20 protein-coding genes and 1 tRNA gene are annotated in these 24,932 nt (G+C 40.2%); 6 read left to right on the top strand and 15 right to left on the bottom strand.

The annotated features are described in order from the left end of the window. Positions 1-14 precede the first annotated feature (14 nt). The 3 genes from rodA to UYK_RS0104955 form a co-directional block, all read right to left on the bottom strand. Positions 15-1,328, bottom strand: a complete 1,314-nt coding sequence (rodA, locus tag UYK_RS0104965; protein WP_009458132.1) for a rod shape-determining protein RodA — start codon at positions 1,326-1,328, stop codon at positions 15-17. Between the two features lie 117 nt (positions 1,329-1,445). Further along, positions 1,446-2,516, bottom strand: coding sequence for an Mrp/NBP35 family ATP-binding protein (locus UYK_RS0104960; protein WP_009458134.1), 1,071 nt, complete (start codon positions 2,514-2,516; stop codon positions 1,446-1,448). Positions 2,517-2,693: 177 nt separating this feature from the next. Beyond that, positions 2,694-3,218 (bottom strand): SRPBCC family protein, encoded by a 525-nt coding sequence (locus UYK_RS0104955; RefSeq protein WP_009458136.1) that lies wholly within the window; start codon positions 3,216-3,218, stop codon positions 2,694-2,696. Between the two features lie 728 nt (positions 3,219-3,946). On the opposite strand from UYK_RS0104955, the gene UYK_RS0104950 reads away from it, so the two are divergent. Continuing rightward, positions 3,947-4,786 (top strand): carbohydrate ABC transporter permease, encoded by an 840-nt coding sequence (locus UYK_RS0104950; RefSeq protein WP_009458137.1) that lies wholly within the window; start codon positions 3,947-3,949, stop codon positions 4,784-4,786. A 255-nt stretch (positions 4,787-5,041) separates the two neighbouring features. Here UYK_RS0104950 and UYK_RS0104945 read toward each other — a convergent pair whose 3' ends face one another. Next, positions 5,042-9,259: a hypothetical protein gene (locus tag UYK_RS0104945; RefSeq protein ID WP_016871027.1), complete on the bottom strand. Its 4,218-nt coding sequence runs from the start codon at positions 9,257-9,259 to the stop codon at positions 5,042-5,044. A gap of 412 nt (positions 9,260-9,671) precedes the next feature. Here UYK_RS0104945 and UYK_RS0104940 point away from each other — a divergent pair, with 412 nt between their 5' ends. From UYK_RS0104940 to cobT, 3 genes are all read left to right on the top strand, one after another. After that, a complete protein-coding gene (locus UYK_RS0104940) occupies positions 9,672-10,370 on the top strand; it encodes a Crp/Fnr family transcriptional regulator (RefSeq protein WP_009458140.1) in 699 nt (232 codons plus the stop codon). Positions 10,371-10,466: 96 nt separating this feature from the next. Next, positions 10,467-11,138 carry a DUF2232 domain-containing protein gene (locus UYK_RS0104935; protein ID WP_009458141.1) on the top strand — a complete coding sequence of 224 codons (672 nt, stop codon included), beginning with the start codon at positions 10,467-10,469 and terminating at the stop codon, positions 11,136-11,138. A gap of 71 nt (positions 11,139-11,209) precedes the next feature. Then, the gene (cobT, locus tag UYK_RS0104930; RefSeq protein ID WP_016871026.1) at positions 11,210-12,376 is read left to right on the top strand and encodes a nicotinate mononucleotide-dependent phosphoribosyltransferase CobT; all 1,167 of its coding nucleotides are present in this window, start codon (positions 11,210-11,212) and stop codon (positions 12,374-12,376) included. Between the two features lie 71 nt (positions 12,377-12,447). Here the strand turns inward: cobT and UYK_RS0104925 are convergent, their stop codons facing one another. Further along, complete coding sequence (locus UYK_RS0104925; RefSeq protein WP_026086367.1) at positions 12,448-12,825, bottom strand: hypothetical protein; 378 nt, start codon at positions 12,823-12,825, stop codon at positions 12,448-12,450. A gap of 364 nt (positions 12,826-13,189) precedes the next feature. Between UYK_RS0104925 and UYK_RS0104920 the strand changes: the two genes are divergently transcribed. Continuing rightward, positions 13,190-14,338, top strand: a complete 1,149-nt coding sequence (locus UYK_RS0104920; protein ID WP_009458144.1) for an extracellular solute-binding protein — start codon at positions 13,190-13,192, stop codon at positions 14,336-14,338. Positions 14,339-14,562: 224 nt separating this feature from the next. Here UYK_RS0104920 and UYK_RS0104915 read toward each other — a convergent pair whose 3' ends face one another. The 6 genes from UYK_RS0104915 to UYK_RS0104895 all read right to left on the bottom strand — a co-directional run bounded on the left by UYK_RS0104915 (position 14,563) and on the right by UYK_RS0104895 (position 19,981). Next, positions 14,563-15,072, bottom strand: a complete 510-nt coding sequence (locus UYK_RS0104915) for a hypothetical protein (protein WP_016871015.1) — start codon at positions 15,070-15,072, stop codon at positions 14,563-14,565. Positions 15,073-15,113: 41 nt separating this feature from the next. Continuing rightward, positions 15,114-15,356, bottom strand: a complete 243-nt coding sequence (locus UYK_RS25945; protein WP_146003488.1) for a hypothetical protein — start codon at positions 15,354-15,356, stop codon at positions 15,114-15,116. A gap of 45 nt (positions 15,357-15,401) precedes the next feature. Continuing rightward, positions 15,402-16,334 (bottom strand): tetratricopeptide repeat protein, encoded by a 933-nt coding sequence (locus tag UYK_RS0104910; RefSeq protein WP_009458146.1) that lies wholly within the window; start codon positions 16,332-16,334, stop codon positions 15,402-15,404. 187 nt (positions 16,335-16,521) lie between these two features. Continuing rightward, positions 16,522-19,173, bottom strand: a complete 2,652-nt coding sequence (locus tag UYK_RS0104905) for a U32 family peptidase (RefSeq protein WP_009458147.1) — start codon at positions 19,171-19,173, stop codon at positions 16,522-16,524. Between the two features lie 129 nt (positions 19,174-19,302). Continuing rightward, entirely contained in the window at positions 19,303-19,635 is a 333-nt protein-coding gene (locus UYK_RS0104900; protein ID WP_009458148.1) for a hypothetical protein, read from the bottom strand. 151 nt (positions 19,636-19,786) lie between these two features. Next, the gene (locus UYK_RS0104895) at positions 19,787-19,981 is read right to left on the bottom strand and encodes a hypothetical protein (RefSeq protein ID WP_009458151.1); all 195 of its coding nucleotides are present in this window, start codon (positions 19,979-19,981) and stop codon (positions 19,787-19,789) included. Between the two features lie 277 nt (positions 19,982-20,258). Between UYK_RS0104895 and UYK_RS0104890 the strand changes: the two genes are divergently transcribed. Continuing rightward, a complete protein-coding gene (locus UYK_RS0104890; RefSeq protein ID WP_009458153.1) occupies positions 20,259-20,465 on the top strand; it encodes a hypothetical protein in 207 nt (68 codons plus the stop codon). Positions 20,466-20,476: 11 nt separating this feature from the next. Here the strand turns inward: UYK_RS0104890 and UYK_RS0104885 are convergent. The 4 genes from UYK_RS0104885 to glyQ form a co-directional block, all read right to left on the bottom strand. Next, positions 20,477-20,561: transfer RNA gene (locus UYK_RS0104885), tRNA-Ser, on the bottom strand. Positions 20,562-20,890: 329 nt separating this feature from the next. Beyond that, the gene (locus tag UYK_RS0104880) at positions 20,891-23,227 is read right to left on the bottom strand and encodes a ComEC/Rec2 family competence protein (protein ID WP_009458154.1); all 2,337 of its coding nucleotides are present in this window, start codon (positions 23,225-23,227) and stop codon (positions 20,891-20,893) included. A gap of 120 nt (positions 23,228-23,347) precedes the next feature. After that, entirely contained in the window at positions 23,348-23,827 is a 480-nt protein-coding gene (locus UYK_RS0104875) for a DUF4079 domain-containing protein (protein WP_009458155.1), read from the bottom strand. Positions 23,828-23,965: 138 nt separating this feature from the next. After that, positions 23,966-24,844, bottom strand: a complete 879-nt coding sequence (gene glyQ, locus UYK_RS0104870; protein ID WP_009458156.1) for a glycine--tRNA ligase subunit alpha — start codon at positions 24,842-24,844, stop codon at positions 23,966-23,968. Positions 24,845-24,932 lie beyond the last annotated feature (88 nt).

The following is a 24,932-nucleotide window of genomic DNA, read 5'->3' as shown; positions in this document are numbered from 1 at the left end:
CAACAAACAACTAACTAATACTTCTGCCTTTGACGAAAATTCGCCACTGACTCGACTATCCCTAAAGCAATGAAGTTTTTCAACATTGCTGAACGCCCGTAACTCATCCAAGGGAGGGGAATTCCTGCCACTGGTGCTAAACCAACGTTCATGCCAATATTGACTATCATCTGAAAAACGATCATAGACAAAACCCCAATAGCCAACAAAGAGCCAAAGTTGTCTTTAGCAGTTTGGGCGACGTGTAACAAGCGCAGACAAATTAAGCAGAAGACTGCCAACACTACCAAACAGCCAATGAAACCAAATTCTTCACCTACGGCAGAGAAAATAAAATCTGTATGCTGTTCAGGGACAAAATTCAGTTGCGTCATAGGCCCTTTAAAAAGGCCCCATCCCCACCATTCTCCTGCACCGATGGCAATACGAGATTGGATTTGGTGATAAGCAGCACCAAGGGGATCAGCATTGGGGTTAATAAATGAAGTGAGTCGATCTTTTTGATAGTCCTTCAATACGTGGTTCCAGGCGAATAGCCCTAATTCACCACCAAACATGTTCAAACCCCATGCGCCGATCGCACTCAGATAAAATCGCCGCCAAGGGAGGGTGCGCCAACCCACAATGCCCATTGCTACTGACCAAATTAGTCCCAATAGTCCAAATTTGAGATCTTCTGAAAAAGCGATCGTAAAGGGCCAAGATATGCTGAACAAAATTGCGGCAATAATGGGAGAAATCATTAATATCAGCCAGCCTGGGTTAGCGTTTGCCCAGTACAACATCCCTAAGACGATCGCACCAAACACAAGTGATGTTGCTAAATCTGGCTGTATAAATACTAATCCCCAAGGAATAGCAGTAATTGCCAAAGCGCGGAATACATTATCCAGGTTGGCAGCAGTACGTTTATGTAATAACGCCGCTAGGGTGATAATTACCCCGATTTTGGCAAATTCTGACGGTTGGACATTGAAACCAAAGATATTCACCCATCGCTGGGCGCCTTTGGCACTGTGACCAACTATCATTACAGCAGTGAGACTGATATTGGTGAGTGTATAAGTAATCCAGTGCCATTGCAGCAGATTTTCATAACGTAGACGGGCCAGCAATAAAGCAATTACACAACCAATCCCACCAATTAACCAGTGCCACCACCAATCAGTGAGTCCTTGATTCAATTCGGTACTACGGATCATAATGCCGCCGAATATTGTCAAGCCGACTGGCAAAGACAACAACAACCAGTCCATTTGCTGCCAAGGCTTAAACCAATATTTCCAGCGAATTTGTAAAAGTGAAGAACGTGACCTTTTTAACAACATTGGGCGACTATAGACTTTAGTTTTTAGATTTTAAATTTACTGAGTACTAAAAATCTGTATTCCGACCCGTAGTTTTCTACCCAGACAAAAATTACATTTTCTTATGTTTTCCATTTTTTACGTTAGAGCAGCAATTGATACTTTGGCTGCGATTGTCTGAGCGATCGCTTTGAATGCTTTGGCACTCGCTGAATCTGGATCGGCTACTACTGTTGGTACACCGTTGTCACCACCAATGCGAGTAGAGATTTCTAGAGGTATACATCCTAATAAGGGTACTCCCAATTCTGCTGCTGTTTTAGAGCCACCACCAGAACCAAATATGTCATACTGCTTTTCTGGCATATCTGGAGGAATGAAATAACTCATGTTTTCTACAATACCCAAAACAGGTACATTCATCTGTTGAAACATGCGCAAACCTTTGCGAGAATCTAACAAAGCAACGGTTTGTGGTGTTGTTACAATTACTGCCCCTGCCATTGGGACTGCTTGTGTCAATGTTAACTGAGCATCTCCTGTTCCTGGTGGCATATCCACGAGTAAATAGTCCAGTTCTCCCCATTGCACTTGATAGAGAAACTGACGAATCACGCCATTCAGCATTGGCCCACGCCAAATTACGGGCTGGTCGCGGTCAATCAAAAAGCCCATTGACACTAGTTTGACTCCATGATTAAAAGCTGGCTCGAGTATTTCCCCTTGATCAGAGGTACGTACTACAATCTGAGCATCAGCTAGACCAAGCATAGTTGGATCATTGGGGCCATAAATATCGGCATCCAGTAAACCTACCTTGGCTCCTGCCTGTGCTAGAGCAACTGCTACATTCACAGCCACTGTACTTTTACCGACGCCACCTTTCCCACTGGATATAGCGATAATATTCTTGACCCCAGTCACACCAGTGCGATCGGGTAAACTTTTTTGCTGAGGAGTTTCCGCTGTGACTTCTACAAATACATCTGTAACTCCTGGCAGCTTTTTGACTGCTTTTTGACAGTCTTCTACGATGAATTCACGTAACGGACAGGCAGGTGTAGTCAATACCAAAGTAAAACTGACCTTGCCTGCATCTATTTTGACGTTACGAATCATATTCATTTCTACCAGGCTTTTGCGAAGTTCTGGATCTTGAACTGGTCGCAACACTTCTAAGACTGACTGAGAATCGAGAACATCGTTCATAAATTTATTTCACGCTTACTGCCGCAATCATTTTTAACAAACTGCAATGATTATCTACTTGCATCTTAATTTGAAAGTGTTGGTAGTTAGTAGGTAATGGGTAATTGGTAATGGGTGACTGGTAATTGTTATTAGTCATCAACCACTAACCACTATCCACTAACCACTAACCAAATTCTAAAAATCAAAACAACTGTCGTTAAGAGATTTTCTCTTCCCTGGAACTGTTGGTAGTGTGCCCTTTTCTACTGCCTCAATCAAAGCTTTGGCAACGCGATCGGTATAAGGGCGAGAGAATAACCAAATCAATGGTGATAACCAACCACGTAATGTTACAGAATACGACAAATAAGTACCACAAACTGTAGACTCTATTTTGTAACTGACCCGTTCTTCAACACCAGGAATTGCTAGTACTCTGATGCTTAATAATTCTCTAGGATTGACACGTTCTACAAAAATATGTATGGGAATGGGTGATAACCGTGTCACCGCTTTGTAAATAAGCCCTGGTTTGGGTACTAACCCATAAGGAACATTGGTACTCTTAAGCAATGGATGCCAGGAGACATCTGCCAAGTTAACTAGCTTTTGCCAGAGTTCATCAACAGAAGCAGAACTTATCTCGCGATATGTTCGCACCAAAGATGCGCAAAACCGACGACGTTTGCGCTGGATGAATTTGGACAACCAAGCTCGCATTTTTTTTATCTCCTCGCTACACGCTTTTTGATAAATTCAGGTCGGGGAGCAGGGATTGGACATTGGGGATTGAGGATTAGTTGTATCTCCCTTGTCTCCCTTGTCTGCCTTGTCCTCTTATCCCCGCGCCTCCCTTCCCTTTTGACTTCAAGTAAAATCTGCAAGAGAAACCATTTTTTCTATTTTTTTATAAATATAATTAATCAGTGTCTAATGTCTTCCTACTTACTGCGGAAGTTCACAGAAAAGTGGTATGCGATTATACATCTTTGTTTTGAAATTTTCTGGCTTAGAGTCTTACAACCCAACTAAAAATTATTACAGAAGTTAGGTAAAAGCAAAGCAAAGTGCGGTTGCGGATTTTTTCGGTGTAACGACTGGTATTTTTCTTTTGACTATATTTTTTAACTTTTATTAATAAAATTCCTCATAAATTTTTGTAATGGATTCTGGGAGTTTTTACTCACGTCCAAGCATAAAAGCATGTTTTTGCTTTATATTTACTCCCTAATGCTAGGTGATGTGATCGCAGCTTGGGTTACAACAACCTCAATCGTACTGACTGACATAAAATACATAGTCATAGAAACTACCACTTCATTTTCTATCCAACATCAGCTGCTATGACTCTATCAACAGGTTTAATTTGCGTACTGGGTCTAATTGCCTGTTGTGAATAAAATTTGAATAAGATCAAATATCGGTGAACTTCATTCGCAATCAATAATATGAGTTTTTCTAGTCGCAACTCACAAGTAAAAAACATAGGGACGTATACTATACTAATTGCGATCGCAATAGTGACACTTTTCCCCTTATTTTGGCTTGTAAGTACTGCACTCAAATCTCAAACTGAAAATATCTTTCAGTCACCACCACAATTATTTCCAAGTCAACCAACTTTTGAGAACTTTGTCAGTGTCTGGCAATCTAATCCTTTTGGACAATACTTATTCAACAGTACCTTGGTTGCTGTGCTAACTGTGGGATTAAATTTACTGTTTTGCGCTTTGGCTGCTTATCCTTTAGCTAGACTCTCATTTCCAGGTAGAGACTGGATTTTTATCGCAATTATTTCCACAATTATGATTCCATTTCAAATTGTGATGATCCCCCTATATATTTTGACAGTCCAGTTGGGTTTAAGAAACACTTATTTAGGCATTATTTTTCCTAGCCTAGCTTCTGCCTTTGGTATTTTTCTATTACGACAAGCTTTTATGAGTGTGCCAAAAGAGATGGAAGAAGCAGCACGTATGGATGGCTGTTCAGAGTTAGGTATATGGTGGCATGTAATGTTACCAGCAGTTCGTCCTGCACTAGTCACTCTAGCAATTTTCGTTTTTATTGGTTCTTGGAGTGACTTTTTGTGGCCTTTGATTGTGATTCAAGATGAAAGCTTGTACACCCTACCTTTAGGCGTAGCAAAACTAGCAGGTACTTTTTCTCTCGATTGGCGCTTAGTAGCTGCTGGCTCAGTAATTTCCATTCTGCCAGTAATGATATTATTTGTCTTTCTACAACGCTACATCGTACCGACAGAAACTGGTAGCGGCGTGAAAGGATAAATTGAATTATGGATTATAATCCCAACAAATAATCTATCAATGTCCATTGATGTTCATCTGTGTTTATCTGTGTGCATCGGTGGTCGATTTCTAAAACTTAAAAGGGAACGGGGAACACTGTAAGAAAACAGAAAAAGCATCACACCCAAAAATTCAACCAAGCGAGAAAACTCTCTCGCTTAGTTTCTTATCAAGCCTGAGTGTCTGCAATGAAACCATACCATTAAATTAGAGTACTTACCGAGATACAAGCATTCAGAGAACACTTTGTGAAGAAAAGCTGATCACGAAATTTACAGTATAGGGTTCCTCTAGTGATTGTTGAGTACTAGCCTTGATGGCATCAAGATGACGACGTAGAGATTGTAATTGCGAGGGATTGGGGCGATATGTGAGACTTCCTTGTTTTTCAAATAAAGGCGCATTAGCGATCGCTTTATAATCAAAATTTTCTCGGGAAGTGAGACTCAGCCAGGAAAAGTCCACATTGCTGGGGAGCAAACCCGGAGGTAGTTCACCTTCCAAGAATGCTAACAGCCGTTGTTGACAACTACGGGTGTTGATACCACGCCCCTCAAATAACTGAATTATTTCATTAAAAGATAAGGCTCGATCTGGTATGAGTCGCAGCAATTCCGTAAACAGGAAATAGTCAGTGTACTGTTGTCTAGGTACTTCTAAAACTTGGGGATGCAAAGGAAGCATAGCTAAGCCGTAGGCTACACGACTGCAACTAGGAGTACCATTCTCATTCAAATACAAATCCTGAATGATTTTTGCGTTGGGGAGTTTTTGTCGTAACCAACGAGAAACAGCAGCTAAACTAGATGTCCCGCCAGTCAAGATTGCTTGATTGATTGCTTCTGTAGGTATGCCTTTTGCTACTAATAATTTGTTGAGTTCACGGTTAAGCCGCCGCACAAATGGCACAAATACCTGGCTCTCTAAATCTCGCCTTTGCAAGACCCAGCATTGGTCTGCCAATTCCAAAGTAAAGGATTCTTGATGTTGTAAAATTAACTTGAGGGCTACTGCTGCGTCCAAAATAGCTTTACCCAAAACAGAACTTTCTAGGCGTTGCTGTAACTTAATGCGATCGCTCGTGTCAGGTTCTCCTGGTCTTGGTAATTTTAATTCTTCCAACCCCAAACTCGCAAAACTCATCTGCTCTATACCAGCAATCATTGGTTGCCATTGCAAGGGACTACTGGTAATAGTAGTGTTGTTGCCCTCCTGGGAAGAATTACGTGGTTTGCGCCATTTAGTTGGTAGTAGCAACTGACAAATAATATCTTGCTCAATTCCCTTACCAGCGTAAGCAAAATTGTGCAGCATAAAATCGCTGTGAGTTAATTCTTCCAGACTTTCTGGTAAATCAACTAGTGCCATTTCTGTTGCTGCTGCACCGATATTCATCACAAGGGTATTACCAACTAAAGGATGCTCACTAGTTTTGGCACAATGAGATTCTTGGCTATTACCGAATTGAATAATTTCACCATTAGCGCCATCAAGTTCAGAAAGTAAACTAGCGATCGCTTCTTCAACAAAAAATACTTGTTGGGGATGCTGAATAATTTTGCTTAGTAGCAAAGCTTCACGGATATTAAAGCGATATTGTTCTGACCAGTCAGACGGACAGGTACAGATCACGCCAGCCAAATTGTTGATGGCGCTGTGGAAGATTTGTTGGTGTAAACCAACTCCCGCCGCAGTTAAACCTAAAGTAGTGCTACTGCGGTCTAATTTTAGGGTTAACAGCAATTTGGAGAGCGATCGTACAACCCAAACCAGAGGAACTGTAGCAACTTCATTAAATTGTAATGCTGGCTCCCATTTTTGCTGCTCATTTTTATAGGGAAGGGCTATTTTTAAATAAGGTTTTAACTGCGCGGAAAAAAGATGTGAGTTTGTAGTATCTTGTTCCTGTGCAGGTGGTAAATAAACTTCTGCGGGTAAACGGAATGTTCGTGTTTGAGATACAGTTTCTGCTGGATTTTCCGTTGACCAATAGAGAGGATAAACCTCGTTTGTGGAACGATTTAATAAAGTTGCAGAAATTCCCGTTGTCCCTATATCAATTCCCAGATACCAAACATAGTCTCCTATATTGGCTCTAATTTCCGTATCGTCTACAAAGTTAGAATATCCAGGCAAAATCTGTTCTGAAGAAACTGTTGTAGATTCTTTTTTTTCCGTTTCAGCTAATTGAGCGTTATGAGCAGAGTCTGGAATTTCTAAATCAGTATGAGGTTGTAATTGAGGATTAGTTTGTTCACCAAAGTTAGCTAAATCCTGATCTAATTGCAGCAATTGTTCTGCATCTAATTCAATTTCTGTGATAGCTGCATTCTGGTTTTCTGCTTGTATTAATAAATTTTCTTTTGGTGAAGCCGGAATATAGTTATCTGAAGAATCATTTAAACTGCGATCGCCACTGTTTACTTCTGTTGGAGTTAGCTCTGATTTTGTCGTGCTTACAGATTCGTCAAAGGAAGTTACTGCTAAAGGCTGCTGAGCATTGCTTGTATCAAATAACAAATTATTCAGACTCGTAATTTTATCAGTCGTTGGTTCTTCAACTGCTAAAGAGGGAGTTTCACTATCTGCTTCCGTAAAGGTGATTTTTTCCCATAATTCTAATAATTGCTGTCTAATCTTTTCAGTAGTAGCTTTTTGTGTATCTTCTACTTGAATATTTCCACTTTCTAAAAGCCCTGCATCTGGCTCGTCAAACCAAGGATCAGATGTAGGAATAGAATGCTGATCTGGTTGTGTTTGATTAATTGTCGGTGCAGATAAAGTATCAATAATACTCACACTCTCGGAAGCAGCAGCGTCTACAGGTAATTCTTCCGTCGGGTCTGCAAATTCCAAAAGCACTTCTTGGAGAATTAAATCTAATTCTTCTTGATTCGTGGTTGCTTGTTCCTCTGTAGATAATTCTGTAGAGTCTGCAACTTCAAACAGAACTTCCTGGAGAATTGATTCTTCATCTTGATTGATTGTTGCTTGTTCATCTACAGGTGATTCTGTGGGGTCTGCAACTTCAAACAGAACTTCCTGGAGAATTGATTCTTCATCTTGATTGATTGTTGCTTGTTGATCTACAGGTAATTCCGTGGGGTCTGCAACTTCAAACAAGATTTCTTGGATAAACGTATCTGCTTCTTCTTGATCTGCAAATTTTACCTCATCCACAGATAATAATTCTGTGAAATCTGAAACTATGAACTCTGATTTTTCTTGATTAGTTGCTATTTCTTCTCCGGGTAAATTTTCAATTGAATCTAAGACGTTAAAATTTGTATCTTGGGAAGAAAATTCCGAGTTGGTTGTAGCTAAATTATCAACCCCAAACAAACTAGCGTATAATTGGTCTACTTCGTCGCTAATTGATACAGAATTATCTTGGTGTAATTGATCAATTGTGAACTCATTAGCAGTGCCTGGAGATTTTGGCGTATCCTGATTAAGCTGGTCAAGTTCTGTATCAAGTTCTGCTGTTTGAGCATCAGTTTTGAATTGTTCAATTTTATTGCTGGATTGTAAAGTTCTTGAGTCATTAGCTAGTGTTTGTTTTTGAATATCAATAGTAAATGGTTCTTTAGAAGCAAATTGTAGTTGTGCCTGTTGTGCCAAATTATTAATCAAGTTGCCAAATAACTGTTCTCCTTGCAAGCCTTGGCTATACATCCTTGCTAGCGCTTGGGAAAGAGACTCATGATATGTGTGAATATTACGTTGTAAAGCTTCAAAGACAACATTAACAGTTCCATCGAGTGCAAGTAATTTTTGATCTAATTCACTAGCAAGACGTGTTAATCGCTCCAACTGCTCCTGTGGCTCTAATATAGGTGAAGTAGCAAAAGCAAGTTGTTCTGTATTGTCTGTGTTCGTCGTCTTGGCAGAACTAGCTTCCCCTAGCGCTAGTGGTGTTTGTGGTGTTGAATTGAGAATATTTGTTGGCATTTTGGGTTGGAGATTACCCCCAAGACGATTGGTCAGCACCTGCAAAAAATTTGCTATGAGCTGTTCTTGATTTGCCAACTGCTGTGCTAAAGAAAAGTTTTGTAGCCGCCTTTGCTCTAATTCTTTTATTTCCTGAACAAGATTTGCTCGTTCTTGCAAAAGTGTTTGTAACTCTGCTTGCAATGGTGTCAATAAGGACGATAGTATATCTGCCTCACTACCTGCTTGTTGGCTGGGTTGATTTGGTTGTGACCCCAAAGAGTAATTATTTTGATTAATAAATTTTGTTAATAAAGGTGATGACTGTGGTTTTGGCTGTTCCTCCTTGGGGGTGATGCTCTCCTCTGTTTCCGCACAGTTCACTAGAAAGTTACGAATTCTTTCTAATATCTGTCTTGGCTGTTCCTTCTCGCTGGCCAGAAACCGGGAAAGGCGCTTGTTGGAAAGTAAACTGTCAATGTCTGCGATTAGTGTTTGAATTTCGGTTGTGCGGAAAGTCACGTTGATTCACCTTAACTAGAACTGTACGTCACGTCTGGTGGTACGCGAATACTTTACTTTGTTATAACTACTGCCATTATGTTACGCATCAGGCGAGTCTTTACAAGGATCGGTCAGGTATTGGGGAAGAGATTTTTATCTCCTCGTTGTGGGCTATTACCCCTGGGGTTCTAGCTTCAAGACAGGACTTTGAGTCTTAGACATATTTACCAAAAAATTTAAGCTAGCAAAAATTAAGTAGCTTGAGTATTGTTGATCTTGGATAGTCTTGTGTTGAAAAAGCTAAGGCTCAAAATCATGCTTTTGTGTATTAAACTTCTTGCAGAAGCAGGAAAAGAGAAAATAACTGACTTTTTGTATGCAGTCTATTGTGTAGATTGCAGTGTTGATCAATGATCAATAAGATGTCGTAATGGAAGAGCGATATAGCGTGCAAACACCCGTCAATCCGTGGATTTATTCGGCTCCTTTTTTTCAAGGGTTGCCTGAAACTGTTGTCGAGGTAGCTTTAACTCATCTTGTTACTCGCACTCACCCAGCTAATCAGGTGATTTTGCTGGAAAATGACTGGGGAGGCTCTGTTTATTTTATCATCGAGGGATGGGTAAAAATTCGCACCTACAATCTTGAAGGTAAAGAAGTAACGCTGAATATTCTCGGCAAGGGGGAATTATTTGGTGAAATGGCTGCACTAGATGAAGTGCCTCGTTCTACAGATGTAATTACTCTAACTGGAACCGTGATTGGTAGTATGCCTGCCCAAGATTTTCTGAAGTTACTTCAAACAGAACCTTTAGCAGGAGTAAGGTTAGCGCAATTAATGGCACGACGCCTACGGCAAGTAAATCGGCGTTTACGGTTGCGGGAATCTGACAGCCAGTCTCGCGTAGCAGATACATTATTGTTTTTAGCAGAGGGGCAGGGGAAAAAAGGGCAAACAGGAACCGAAATTCCTAATTTACCCCACCGGGAATTGAGTAGTTTAAGTGGATTGGCGCGGGAAACTGTAACCAGAGTATTAACGAAGTTAGAAAAGAAAGGTTTAATCAAACGAGATCAGGAACTAATTTGTATCCCAGATTTGTCAGCCTTAGAAAAAATGATTGTGTGAAGTTAGTTGTGAATGGCTAATGGTTAATCGCAGTAAACAATTAGTAATTAGCAACAAACTATTAACCATTGACAATTGACCAAGGACTAATTACTAATGACAGAAAAACCCGTAGATCAACAAAATAATTTAAGACAACCACAATTAAAGCTAGATGCGCCTTTGCGGATGATGGAAACGGCGTTTTTAGCAAGTACTGCTAGCTTGATTTGGTTTATTAATTTTTATTTTCCTTTAGGACCATTACTGCGGATATTTTTTCCAGTGCCGATCGCTCTGGTCTATCTACGTTGGGGCAAAAGAGCCGCATGGATGGGGGCTGTAACTTCTGGGTTGCTGTTGTCGGTATTAATGGGGCCAATCCGCAGCTTGTTGTTTGTCATGCCCTTTGCCTTTATGGGCGTACTTTTAGGGGCTGCTTGGTATCGCCGTGTTCCCTGGATTGTTTCTATCAGCTTGGGTGCTGTGTTGGGTACTTTAGGGGTGTTTTTTCGGTTGTGGTTGCTGTCTTTGTTATCAGGGGAAGACCTTTGGGTCTATGTTATTAACCAAGTTACAGAAATTGTGGAGTGGATCTTCTTGAGGCTGGGAATTTTGGCATCCCCCAGTACATCGTTGATTAATTCGGGAGCGATCGCGTTAATTATATTCAACAATTTTTTGTACCTATTTATCGTCCATATAGCAGCCTGGCTATTACTTGATCGCCTTGGTAATCCCATCCCTCGTCCTCCTCGCTGGGTACAAGTTCTAATGGATTATGAATAATAGTTAGTACTGGTTGTTAGTTGGTTGTTTGTACCTACCAACTAACAACTAACAACTAACAACTAAACTTTATGATTCGCATTTATACCGAAATAGAGCAGGGTAAGGAATGGATTGCCCAATATCGTGGCTGTCCACCTTTATTTGCCTATGTATTAGGTTTTACCGAAACTGGTTTAATCCCAGGAATTTCCGCAGCTGGTCGCACGAGTGAGGATCGCAAATTCACAGCCGTTGCTGATGCTGAATTTCTTTACTACGGTGCAGAACACAAGCCTAAGTATCCTTTGCCACCTTTGAGTGCTGGAGCATCACCCGTATTAATTTCTCGGGCTGTGGTAGAGGCGTTGCACATTCCAGTTTATTTCTTTAATGCTGGTTTGCCCTACTTTCCCAATATCCCAGTTATTGATTTGGGTGGTGCAGCCGCTAAATGTTTAAGTCACGGTAATGCTTTGAAACCAGCAACAGTAGAGCATTTATTGGAAGTAGGACTACTTTGGGGTGAACGCTTAGCTGCCAAAGTTCAAGGAAGTTATGTGGTTTTGGGTGAGTGTGTAGTCGGTGGAACGACAACGGCTTTGGCTATTTTACTTGGTTTGGGAATAAACGCAGCTGGAAAAGTCAACAGTAGCCACCCTGTTTGTAACCACACACAAAAATTGGCAGTGGTACAGGCGGGACTTGAGAAGATGAAGGAAAGATGGGGAGGTAAGGCGTTGGGAAGGTTCAGAGAATCCACCCCATCTCCCCATCTCCCCATCTCCCCATCCCATGTAGATCCCCTCCAACTAGTTGCCGCAGTTGGCGATCCGATGCAAATAAGTACGGCAGCAATGGCGATCGCCCTAAGTCGCAGTTGTGGTGTTTTACTGGCTGGGGGAACACAAATGCTAGCAGTATACGCACTCATGAGAGCGATCGCTATGACTTATGCGTTACCTTGGCGATCGCAACAAGTAGTAGTGGGTACAACTCGCTGGGTAGCCGAAGATCCCACAGGTAGTACTGTCGAATTAGCTCAACTGATTAACTGTAGTGGTAGTCCTGTCCCTTTACTCGCTACTGAATTAACTTTTTCTAACTCTCGTTATCCCCAACTCCAAGCTTATGAGCAAGGATTTGTCAAAGAGGGTATGGGGGCTGGGGGTGCGGTAATTGCCGCTCATTTATATCAAAACTGGCAGCAAAATCAGCTTTTATCAGCAATTGAAACTCAAATTGAGCGAATGCTCTAAATCAATAGTAATTAGTCTTTATGTCATTTATTCAAAGTTAATGATAAATGACTATTGACCAATAACTAAAATTAATGAATTCTCTTTAGTAATAATTGCTCTTCTAAAGCAGCAATTCGATTATATGCTGCTGTTAATTGGGCTGTCAGTCTTTGAATTTGAATTTCTGGTGCAATGTGCTTATCTCCTCCCTGAAGATTCGAGTCTGAATAAATTTCGTCTGCTATCACATCCTTATGTTCCATTTCTGGATTAAAGCTGATATGCCCTTTAAAATGAAAGCGACTAGAATTGCTATTTTCTAGAACATTCTCTCTATCCTCGTCTTTGACATCTAAGCGACAAAGTGACAAAGCTTGAGATACCTTATTATCAAGCTGTTCTATTACTTGATATAAGGAATCTAACTTAGAACTTAGAGATAGCATCTGCTTCTGTAATGGCTCCATTTAGTATGCTCATTCACTTATTTTTCTCTATGGTATTCAATATAGCGGCAACGTTAAACATACTTATGAATTTTTTAAGCTTCAATATTATTTTTTTAAATAAAATATTTAAGTACTCATTTAGCAATAAATCTCAATATATTTAAGAATGCAACTAAAATTATTTATTGAGAAAGATGAATATCGAGGAGTTTTAGCCAAAAAATAGCTATTTAGTTTGATTAGACTAGCTTTCGCCAGCATCAAAGCAAGAAATAAGTAAGATGTATGATCAAAACTTGACAAATTGTCTAACCAGCTAGGATAGCTGAGGTTGAAACAATTAATAAAATTATCTAATCAAAATCGCAAATTCTAAATCGTAATGTACAGACGGTCGTTTTTACAAGGTGCTACGACATTTGCTCTGGCGCAGATGTTGCTTGGGTGTGGTGGTAACAAACAAACTAGCTTGAGCGTTCAGTTATTAAAAGGTTCAATTCCTGGACAAGTGGTTGATCAATTCCGCCGTAATTTGGAAAAGGAAGTAAATTTAAATTTTGCCCCTGTAGAGCAGTTACAAAGCTTATTTGAAGAATTACAAAGTTGGTACAATCAGCCTCAAGCTAATCATCAGAAGGGATTGAGGTTTAATCTACCTTTTGGCTCATCACAAAAACCTAATATTGCTGACCTAGTGACATTAGGAGATTACTGGCTCAAAACATCAATAGAAAAGAAACTGATTCAACCACTAGAAGTAGAACAGCTAAAACAGTGGGCTGTATTACCACAACGTTGGCGAGAATTAGTGACACGCAACGAACAAGGTTTTTTGGATACCCAAGGAAAAGTGTGGGCAGCTCCCTATCGCTGGGGTAGTACAGTGATAGTTTATCGTCGTGATAAATTTCAACAATTGGGGTGGACACCAACAGACTGGAGTGATTTGTGGCGAACTGAACTACGCGATCGCATTTCTTTGCTGAACCACCCTCGAGAGGTCATTGGTTTGGTCTTAAAGAAGTTGGGAAAATCTTATAATACAGAAAATCTAGATGCAATTCCCGGTTTAGAAGCAGAACTACGTGCTTTAAATCAACAAGTAAAGTTTTACGATTCTACAAGATATTTAGAGCCACTGATTATTGGTGATACTTGGCTAGCGGTTGGTTGGTCAGATGATGTATTGCCGGTAGTAACCCGCTATCCGCAACTTGCTGTAGTCACTCCTCTCTCAGGAACAGCATTGTGGGCAGATGTTTGGGTAAAACCTATGGGTATTAACCAAGCAAACTTAGCTTACAAATGGATTGATTTTTGTTGGCAACCAAACATTGCTGAGCAAATTTTTATACTCACTAAAACAAATTCACCGATTCCTACAAATATTCGAGCTTCTAATATTCAAGAACAAATACGTAATTTCTTACTAAATAACGATGAAATTTTAGGGAAAAGTGAATTTTTGCAACCTTTGCCTCTTGCTGTAGCTGCTCAATATAAATCAATTTTTGCCAAAATCAAAATCTAGTTAGTAGTTGGTTGTAGAGACGCTTCAAACAGCGCGTCTCTACATTAGTTAGTGGGTATGGGCGTAGATGCATAAGCGGCTTTTCGCAGAGTGTAATTTGTGTAAGTACATTTTCTAAGTTTAAATATCTTCGTACAAACGCTGTAATTTACAGTAGTTAGTAATTCATTGTCAATGATTATTCTAAACAAAAACCAAAAATCAACAACCAAAAACCAACTTTCCTACAAAGAATTTCCTAAACCAAAGTTGTTTTGAGAATTGATTTTTATCTTACAAGATAATGGATTTGTATCAAAATTGCATGTATAGCTTGCTAAACTTTCCTTTTGATAATTAAAAACCCGAATGTTATAGCCATAACTTCTAGCAATATCTCCCAAATTATTGACAAAATCGTATCGCTCCAGATAATCTAATAAACTCCATATTTGTTGATTCACAATCACATCTACTCGCGCGGTTTGCTGATTTTTGAATGGATAAGCTATCCAGTTATCTAGAAGTTTGTTTTCAGAAATTTCTTTAATCCACCATAAACTTGGAACACTCAACTTTCCTTGGTCAATGATATTAGCTGTAATGATAGAGCCTCTAGGATTAGTCAACAAATCTAATTCTAAAGGGGCATCAGAAGGAGAGGGAATTGATGGACTTTCTGCTAGTAAGGGTTGGGTAATTAAGCAAGAAATTGTAGTTAAGCAGGTTCCTAAAATCAGAGCAAGCTGGCGCATAAAATCTGTTGATTGTTGCTCATTTCAACATATAAAATTATTTACTTGAGCGTCACTAAGTACAAAGTTGCATAAGTTTGTAATTTTATTAAAACGCACCAGGTAGCTGAGGAAAGCACTGAGGGACGCAGAGTGTTGCCATTTTTAACAAAATAGTCATAATGACTATAAATTGCAACTAATGAAGCGAGAGTTAGATGCTTACATAACAGCAACAAAAAACCTCGGCGAAACCAACCGAGGTAAACAGATGCCAACACAGAGACTATAAACGTAGATTTCATACACCACTTCGTGTCTTGGAGTCTTAGTGGTTCAAAATTTTTCCACTAAGGACTTTGAAACAAAGCTTGAAAGCGTTGATCAGAACTAATTTTGTCAAAATCTGAGTGACTTTTGATGGTTTCTAAATATTCTGGACAAAGGCTAATTGCTTGTTCTAGGTTGGCAACTGCAACTGGGATATTATGCTTTTGGGCATAACAACGAGCTGTGTTGTACCAAATCACAGGGTCGTTTGGTTGCAATTTTGCAGCTTGATTGTAGCTAGCGATCGCCTCATCGTAATTTTCTATATGTTCCCACGCTATACCTTTGTTTAACCAAGCTTTATAGTAATTAGGCTGAATAGATAACGTACGATCAAAGCTCTTGATTGCTTTTTGATAATGTTTCCATTCATTCAATGTTACGCCTCTGTTAAACCAAGCCATGACGTTATCAACATGGAATTCAATGGCGCGATCATAACTGTTGAGAGCTTCTTCGTAACGCCTGAGTTCTCTTTGAGCATTACCTTTGTTGTTCCAAGCCCAATAGGCATCTGGTTGTAACTTCAAACATTGGTTAAAGCTGACTATTGCTTGTTGGTACTGCTGTAAGTCACACAAAGTCAATCCGCGATTATGCCAAATAGTGGCAGCATTGGGGTTAAACTCGATGGCACGATCAAAGTTGTCGAGTGCTTCTTGATGTCGTTCTAGCTTCCCTAAAGCAATAGCTCGGTTATGCCAAACCCAACTATCATTGCTGCGTAATTTCAGCATTTCGTCAAAACAAGCGATCGCGTCTTCGTGACGACCCAACGAACCCAACGCAAAACCCTTTTGGAACCAAGCTTCTGGATAATCTGGCTTACACCTGAGTGCTGTATCGAGATTGGCGATCGCCACTTCAAATTCTTGAACCCTATTGCGTCGAAGTCCTTGCTGGAAAAAAAACTCTGCTTCCAGGTTGAGAGTCAGCTTGAACGAGTTTGGCATCATACCCTAGAATGATTTTTCTTTTATATTTCAAAAACAATAACATAACTTAATAACTAAATTCGTTATTGATTTTTAAATGCAAATAAAAAACCATTCCTTAGGAACTTGCTGAAATTTCCAAATTAAGCCACTTATCCAAAGAAATTTTCAATTATTTGTGTTTAGGAATACTAAGTGAAACAACCTAATGAATTACCGAACCACGGGTTACACCTAGCTGATTTTGCAACTTCAACTCGCGCCAAAGTTGGGAACCTGTGATTTTGCCTTCCAGTAATTGTTGGTACTGGTGTATGGTTTGAGTGACATACTCAGGAGACTCATTGACAAATTCAATCCGGAAGTGACGTAAGCCCAACTCTATTAAAGGTTGTACATACTCTGCCCCTGTTTGCGCTGTACCATTAAATACTGTATTTCGACAACCAGCATCAGCATGAAGAATGTGTTCTGCACCAATGCGATGTCTGTCGACCAGCCCCTTTGCGTCTACGCGTAATTTCACTTCATGCTTTTCACACGGTCGCCCGCAATTACGGAAGTCTGTACCGCTAGATAAAAAAGCACAAAATACACAATGTTCCATATGAAACATCGGCATATGTTGATGAATAGTCACCTCAAACCAATCAGGGGGACTACTTTTAAGTAGGTCTTCCAGTTGGTTTATATTCAAATCGTAGGAAGCAGTAAGGCGTTCTAAATGAAAATGGTTTTTAAATAAGTCTGCTGTGAGAGGATTAGCAACGTTGAGAGAAAAATCTCCAATGCAACGTTCATCAGCAAAGAATTCTAGATGGTCATAATTCCGTACCAAGTAGCCATCAGCTTTACACGAACGCACTTGCTGTAAAATCCAATTTTCTCCAGGCTTAGTAATTCGGGGTGGTGCAACCCAGATCGTAGGAGTGGGAGAGTCGCTTTTGAGATAGGGTGGTGGGGTGAAATTTTCTCCCCATCTTCTCTGTTGGCGTACCATCTCCACCGCCTGGCGATACTTACGGGGATCTTCAAATTCGCAGTAGATAGTATCAACGCCTGCTGTGAGTGCTGCTTGTAGTTGCTGAAGATTACGTACTAGTACGATGAGAGATGGAGTTGTGGGATGGTGGGGTGATAGAGAGGGGAGTAGGTCACAAAGGGAAGCATTGGGATTTAGTTGCCAACGCTTGGGTTTTCTTCGCAGGTTATCTAATTGGGTGACTATTTCTCGTCGCATTCGATTTAACTCACTCACGGGTAGCATCAATTCTCCAGTGAGGTTAGTTGTCAATTCACCCAAACGGAAAGGAGTATTACCGAGACGACCGAATTGTTCTTGTAAACGTTCTGGAGTCAGAGGTTTTTTGTGGGCTGCGACTAGTGGTGTAGAAGATTCTACCTCAACGACATGACCGAGTTCATCACGTGCGATCGCCACTAAATTTTGTCCAACTTCTCCGTATACCTCAATCTTAATCGGACGCTGATACTGTGGTATGTCGCCGGCAAAACTCTGCCGCAATTGCTTATCAAGTTCCGGATCACTGGTTTTCCAAACCTTATCGCCTACATGCAGTCGCCGCCAATTCAAATCCCGTCGTCCGAAGGTTAAGATGGTTTCTTTTCCTTTTTGTTCTACTGCATAGATGCGTCCGCCTTCTTCCTTAGCTTCTGGATGTCCGCAGTCAAACACAACACCATCGCCTGGTTTTACTGGTGCTTCTAGCCTGAGGATCACCTTTTCATTATTAATGCGGATTACTTGTCCCAGGTAAACTCCTCGCTTTTTCCCAAAGCGGGCATGAACCAATTCTTGATTGTTAATTCCACGGAACCACCCAGTATAAATTCCCCGCGAAAAAGCCATCTCCAAATTGTACCGTTCCTCAGAAGACACGGAAAGGATATTTTCCTTTACCCCTGCCCCTTTAACCTTTTCCCTATTATGAAGCGCTTCCTTCTGCCCTCTGCCCTCTGCCTTCTGCCTTTCTTCCATCACCCGATCCAACGCTTGCCGATAAACACGAGTCACATTTGCAACATACTCTGGAGACTTCAACCGCCCTTCAATCTTGAGACAAGCTACACCGGACTTCACCAAATCAGGCAAAACCTCTAACCCTGCTAAATCTTGGGGACTGAGGAGGTATTTTCTATCTCCTAAATTCACCACTTCCCCATCAGCAATTAACTCATAAGGCATCCGGCAAGCTTGGGCGCATTCACCCCGGTTAGCAGAACGTCCTCCTAGTGCTTCGCTTGTTAAACATTGCCCGGAATAAGCAACACACAACGCGCCGTGAACAAACACTTCTAAAGGTAGCGAACTGCCTCTGTATGCTAGTTGGCTTTGAATTTTATTGATTTCGTGGAGAGAACATTCACGGGCAAGCACAACTAAATTACACCCCAGCGATTCCGCAAATTCCACACCAGCAGTACTCGTGATGGTCATTTGAGTGGAAGCATGAATCGGAAAATCAGGTGAGAGGTGACGAATGAGACGACAAATACCGATATCTTGCACAATTACCGCATCCACACCAGCTGCAATAATCGAGCGAATATATTGTTGTGCTTCTCTCAGTTCTTGGGGAAAGATCAGCGTGTTGAGGGTGACATAACCTTTAACACCACGACTGTGCAGGTACTCCATTAATTCTGGCAAGTCCGCCTCAGTAAAGTTTTCCGCCCGCATTCTGGCGTTGAACCGATCCAAACCGAAATAAATTGCATCTGCACCATTTTCGACAGCAGCTTTGGCACATTCCCAATTACCAGCTGGGGCGAGGAGTTCGGGAAGTTGGAATTTGGGTGAAGTGGTTTCGGAAGTTTGTAGGCGATCGGCTTTCATCGGTACTAAGGCAGGATAGGTGATTCCTTAGTGATTTTATCGTTGCTGGGGGAATGGTGGGAGTTTTACAACTTCCCACACAATAGAGTTACCCAAACTTAATACTTGTTAATCACTTTATATTTCCTCTTAAAAGCTCATGTAAACCTGCGGAAAAAATTCTAGATAGCCTGCGGGTTTGACTTCTTCAACGTTTGAACTAATTCGCTGATAGTATCTGTTGTCATACATGACGGGACTCTTCCCTGCTTTTATACAAAAGACTACTATATCTTTGTCATGATAATTAACAATTTTAATGTTCCTGCCAATATTATCTTTTACAGCTTGGTCAATAGGTTGAGATTGGACTTTCTGTATTAACCATTTGAAGAAATTGTCTAGCTCACCTCGAAGTCTAATAGCCTCATGTCCTATTCCGGTAATTTTAAATAATACCCTTAACACTACTTCAATTTCCATCTCTTGCAACTTAGCTGCAAAGGTTTCTTTCTTTATGTTCCACTTCAGTTGTGCGATCGCGCTTCTTCCCTTAAAATTCCTCTCCTACTTTTTCTCAACTCCCAAGTAGCATTATTCCCCCACCGCAGCCAACAAAACTAACTAATTACATTTAGGAATTTTCTTTTTTCTCTCTATCCAATTTTTCTCTAATCGCTTCTCTACAAAATTCAGCAGGATTATCTTTACTTTTTACTTCCTGGTATGTTGTCTCATCTACCCTGATAGTTAATGTTTTAGTTAAAGCTTGTTCTCTATCTGTGCTTAATGGTTGTAAATTTTTTGGATTACCTTTAGGATTGGGCATTTATTAATAAAAGTAAAAATATATTTCTTTGATATGTATATATATCAAATGATTATGGTTTGTAGTTGCTGACTCGCCAAAGCTGACAACACCAACATCCACCTACTTAAAGATAGACAATCATTATGTTATCAAGAGAGCAAATTGAAAAGCTATCGTTGGAAGACTTGCAAGCGATCGCACGGGATTTTGGTATAACTCCCATTATTGGAAATTCAAAATAAAAGAAGTATGGATAAATGCTCTCGCACGCTTCCCATACAAAGCTATTGATCAAATGCGAGATGGTATAGGATTACACCATCCAGGAAAAGAAGCATATGAAAAGCTTACTCAAGTCTTAGATTTAATTTGGGAAGCTACGGATAGTCAACGAGCATTACTCAAGATGGAACGAGACTTGGCGGTATTACCAGGAAAAATGAAAGATATCTTCAGAGCGCAAATGTTAATCAGGAACGCAATCAAATTGTTGGTAAGTTAAAGTTGGTAAAACGGAGAGGGGGGGATTCGAACCCCCGTAGGATTTCTCCTAAACGCATTTCGAGTGCGTCACCATCAACCACTCGGACACCTCTCCAAAAATTATTCATTAATTTATAGCGTAATTATAGCTACGCCTTTTCTATTATAGCACTATATTATCTTAATACCAAATTTGCAAAAATACAACACATAGATAAAATCCCTCTGCAATCCTCCTGACTAAGGCAGAATACTACTAAGCGGGTGGGGTGATTTGTTTTATTAAAGTGCATAAATTGATTTATTTACACCCAAAAAAAATAGAGGACTTGATAAGTCTTTTCAGATTTCTATCAAAGCTTTAGTTTGAACCAGGGTGTTTTTAATAAAATTAATTGTATTTTTAACTTTAAGTAGAGAATTGATCTCCATAATTCCTAAACTTCACAATACAGAAGTTTTATTTTCTGTCGTCTGGATAAATGGCTCAAATTCTCTTTGAGGAGTCCATTGAATTGCCCCATCTTTTCCTGTAAAGTATAGTTTTGTTTTACCTTGATTAATTTCTGACAAAGCTTTTTGATCAAGATTAGCGTTAGTGGCGATCGCTACTTGTGGTTGCAGAGCTTTCACTAGTTCTTTTAAGGATTCACCGGAACACCATAAAACTTGTGGACGAGGTAGTCCTCCTGTTTGAATTAATTGATATATTTCTGTAGATTTAATATTGCCTACTAATAACCAAGACTGACCTTGAATTTGCATTTGTAAAATGGGTGATTCTTGATTAATTAATTGAGCCACGATGATATCAGTAGTGAGTGTTTGACCTACTGGTAAAGCTTGGTAAACTCCCTTCTGCTTTTGTACTGACTGTTGAATTACCTGACTGATGAGAAAATTTTCTTGTGAGGGGGCATAATCATAGAAAAATTTGATTGGTAGAGCTTGCATTACTTCTAACCAACTATTACTATTGCCATTGTGTTGAAAATCTGAAGCGATCGCCCAGTCAATTTGATTGACTCCCTGTTGTTGTAGAAATGGTAATATTGTAAAGCGTCCTGTTCCTTCATATCCACTATTAATAAGTGTCACTTTACCTTGGTTCTGCACTATGATCACGGGCTGATCATCAGCTGCTAAAACTGTAATCCGAAATAATGTACTAGCAGAATACCAAACCGGAATCAATACCAAACCAAAAGCAATAAAACTGGCAAACCACCATCTTTTTTGCCACCAAGTTGTTACCCAAACCAAGATAATAAGTGCATAAACAGTAAGTAGTTGCCAAATGCCAATTTTACCGACAGCGTAAGAATTTCCTGGGAGACTACTAAAAAATTCTACTAATTTAATTAACCAATCACTAGGGTAGTTTAATAATCCAGCTAAAGTACTCCCAGCATCGGGAATAATTAAGGCAACTACTGCACTAATAATTCCACCTATACTAATTACTGAAATTAAAGGCGTGCTAATGATATTTAATAGCAGACTGTAAGTTGGTACAACTCCAAAAACAAAAAGTTGGAGTGGTAAAGTCCAAATCATCGCAGCTAGGGGAACAGCAATTAAAGAAGCGATCGCAGGCGGTAGCCATTGCAAACGTTCAGTCAAAGCCGGGACTGTAACTATTAACCCCAGTGTTGCTAAAAAACTTAACTGAAATCCTAAATCCCAAATCCATAAAGGATTAAATAACAATAATATAGTTGCCGCAACTAGTAATGATCCCAATTGTTTGACTTTGCGTTTTAATCCCAAAGCAATTAAAGCTGCAAATCCCATAATTACAGCTCTTAATACCGCAGGCTGGAAACCTGTTAAACATAAGAATAGAATTAAAGCTAAACTACCCAGAGTAATTTGCGTTGATTTTTTAAAGCCTTTTGCTAAGCCCAGGATTACACCCAAAAGCAACGAAGTTTGAAACCCAGATGCTGCTAAGGCGTGAGCTAAACCAGCTTGAACAAAAGTATCACGTGTATTGTAAGGTAAATCAACAGCCTTGCTACCTAACACCATTGCACTCACAAGCGGTCCTGCTGGAACACCCAATAATTTTACTTGCGATCGCACAATGCGTTCTCTAACTTGCCACCATCCCCATTGAGGTTGTTCTTCATCCAACACATTTACTAATCGTCCCACTAAACCAGCAAACGCTCCTTCCTGTTGGAGATATTTCTGAAAATCAAAAGCGCCTGGATTGGATGGCGGTTTGGGTTTATATAAAATTCCAGTAATTGCTACTTCCTGACCAGGATACAATCCGGTAGCCTGAAGTATTGGTACTGTTACATACAATTTACCCGTTACACCTTTACCTAAACCTACTGGGCCTTTATCGTTTTTAACTTCATCTAGCTTGTTTGCTTCTAACCAAAACTGTCCTCTTTGACTACGAGTGAGGCGTGGTGTACTGATTATCTCACCCCGAACAATCAAAAGTTGTTCTTGATTACTACTTTCTGGCGGAACAAATTTACTAATATCGTTTTCCCCTACTTGGGGAACCCGAAGTGGAAAATATAAAGTCGCCAATAAGCCAACTACCCCAGCAATTAACCATACTCTGGCGTGGGGAATATTAGACAACTGTGGTGCTGTCTTAGTTTTTGACAAAATTTTCTGTAAGTGTAGGCGTCGTCTTTGCAAAAAAACTGCTCCTACTATACCTAAAAGCAGCATCCAAACTCCGCCCCAAGGAATTGCTGTAAACAACAACCCAAGAATATAGGCTAGACAAATAATTACACCACTGGTCTGAATCATGAGACTTTTGTAAAAGTTAGGGCCCCACGCATTACAAAGATGAAACTAAGTATAGATGTAAAAAAGTCCACTGATGTGGACTTGTAATACTCGATTGCGATCGCCTTAACTTAATTTAGATTACAAAGATATACCTAAATGTAATCCTAGTAAGGCATGAACAAGCATTAAACAAAGCGCACTACTACCCAAGTACGCATGAAGAGCGCGTAAACCAGGATTATTACCACCAAATTTACTTAAAGAAATTGCACCATTGATCCCCAGCAATAACAGCAAAATTGAACCAGTCCAAAAGTGAGGACTTTGAAAAATTGGCTGATGTTGCATCACCAGGGATAACACTCCTCCGGTGTAACCCAACGCCATAAACAAAAACATCCACGGTGCAAGTTTGCGATGATCACTGCGACTTTTCGAGGCTACTTCTTTATCTTCAGCAAGTCGTCCCCGCCAGCCACTGAACCCCACAAAGCTGCCCATAACAAAAATGACAATACCCATCATCGCCGGATGTCCCCAATGTACAATCGGTTCGGGAACTCCCAAAGAACGGAACCAAGCTGCGATCGGTTCTAAAATCTCAGTAAGGTTGACCATCTTAATCTCACACCATCACTTAGTTTTCCCAGTTTCCCCTCACATCACCTCTTTGGTATAAGATTAGGGGAATATATGCGTAAGTTATAACTTAATTACATTTGCCACTGAGCTATTTAATCTCTGTTAGATGCCTATTTAACCACCTGTCTTATTTAACAGTGGAAAACCTAGTTTTTCTCGCTGTTCTACATACAGTTGTGCCACCTTGCGTGCCAAATGTCGAATTCTACCAATGTAGCGAGTTCGTTCGGTAACTGAAATGACCCCTCTCGCATCCAGCAAGTTGAATGTGTGTGAACACTTCATTACATAATCCAAGCTAGGTAAAACCAATCCTTTTTCTGTTAGTTGCTGTGCCTCCTGCTCATACATATTAAATAAAGTCAGTAGCATCTCAGGATTAGAGGCTTCAAAATTATAAACACACTGTTCTATCTCGCCTTGAAGGTGAACATCACCATAGGTAATGTTGTCTGTCCAGTGGATTTTAACCATAGCCTCCACTCCCTGGAGATACATTGCTAAACGTTCCAAACCATAGGTAATCTCAATCGAGACTGGACGACAATCAATACCCCCACACTGTTGAAAGTAGGTAAACTGGGTAATTTCCATTCCATCTAGCCAAACTTCCCAACCAGTACCCCAAGCACCTACAGTTGCATCTTCCCAGTTATCTTCCACAAACCTGATATCGTGGTCTTCCGGACGGATACCCAAAGCCCTCAAAGAGTCTAAATAAATGTCTTGGATATTATCAGGCGAAGGTTTAATCAGTACTTGGTACTGATAATAGTGTTGAAATCGATTTGGATTTTCGCCGTAGCGCCCATCAGTAGGACGACGACAAGGTTCAACATAGGCTACAGCCCAAGGTTCTGGTCCTAAGGCTCTTAGAAATGTATGGGGGTTTTTGGTTCCTGCTCCCTTCTCTATATCGTATGGTTGGGCAATCAAACATCCGCGACTGCTCCAAAACTTATGCAAAACCTCTATTACCGACTGAAAATTCACAACAATCCTTCCGTAAAGTCAATATTGCCTAACCCATTGTTGCTTAAAGTCGTTACTGCAAGCAGCTTTAAGCTACTAAAAAATAGAG

It is taken from the genome of Fischerella thermalis PCC 7521 (genome assembly GCF_000317225.1).
Lineage (GTDB): Bacteria > Cyanobacteriota > Cyanobacteriia > Cyanobacteriales > Nostocaceae > Fischerella > Fischerella thermalis.
This window is presented reverse-complemented; position numbering and strand designations above follow the sequence as displayed.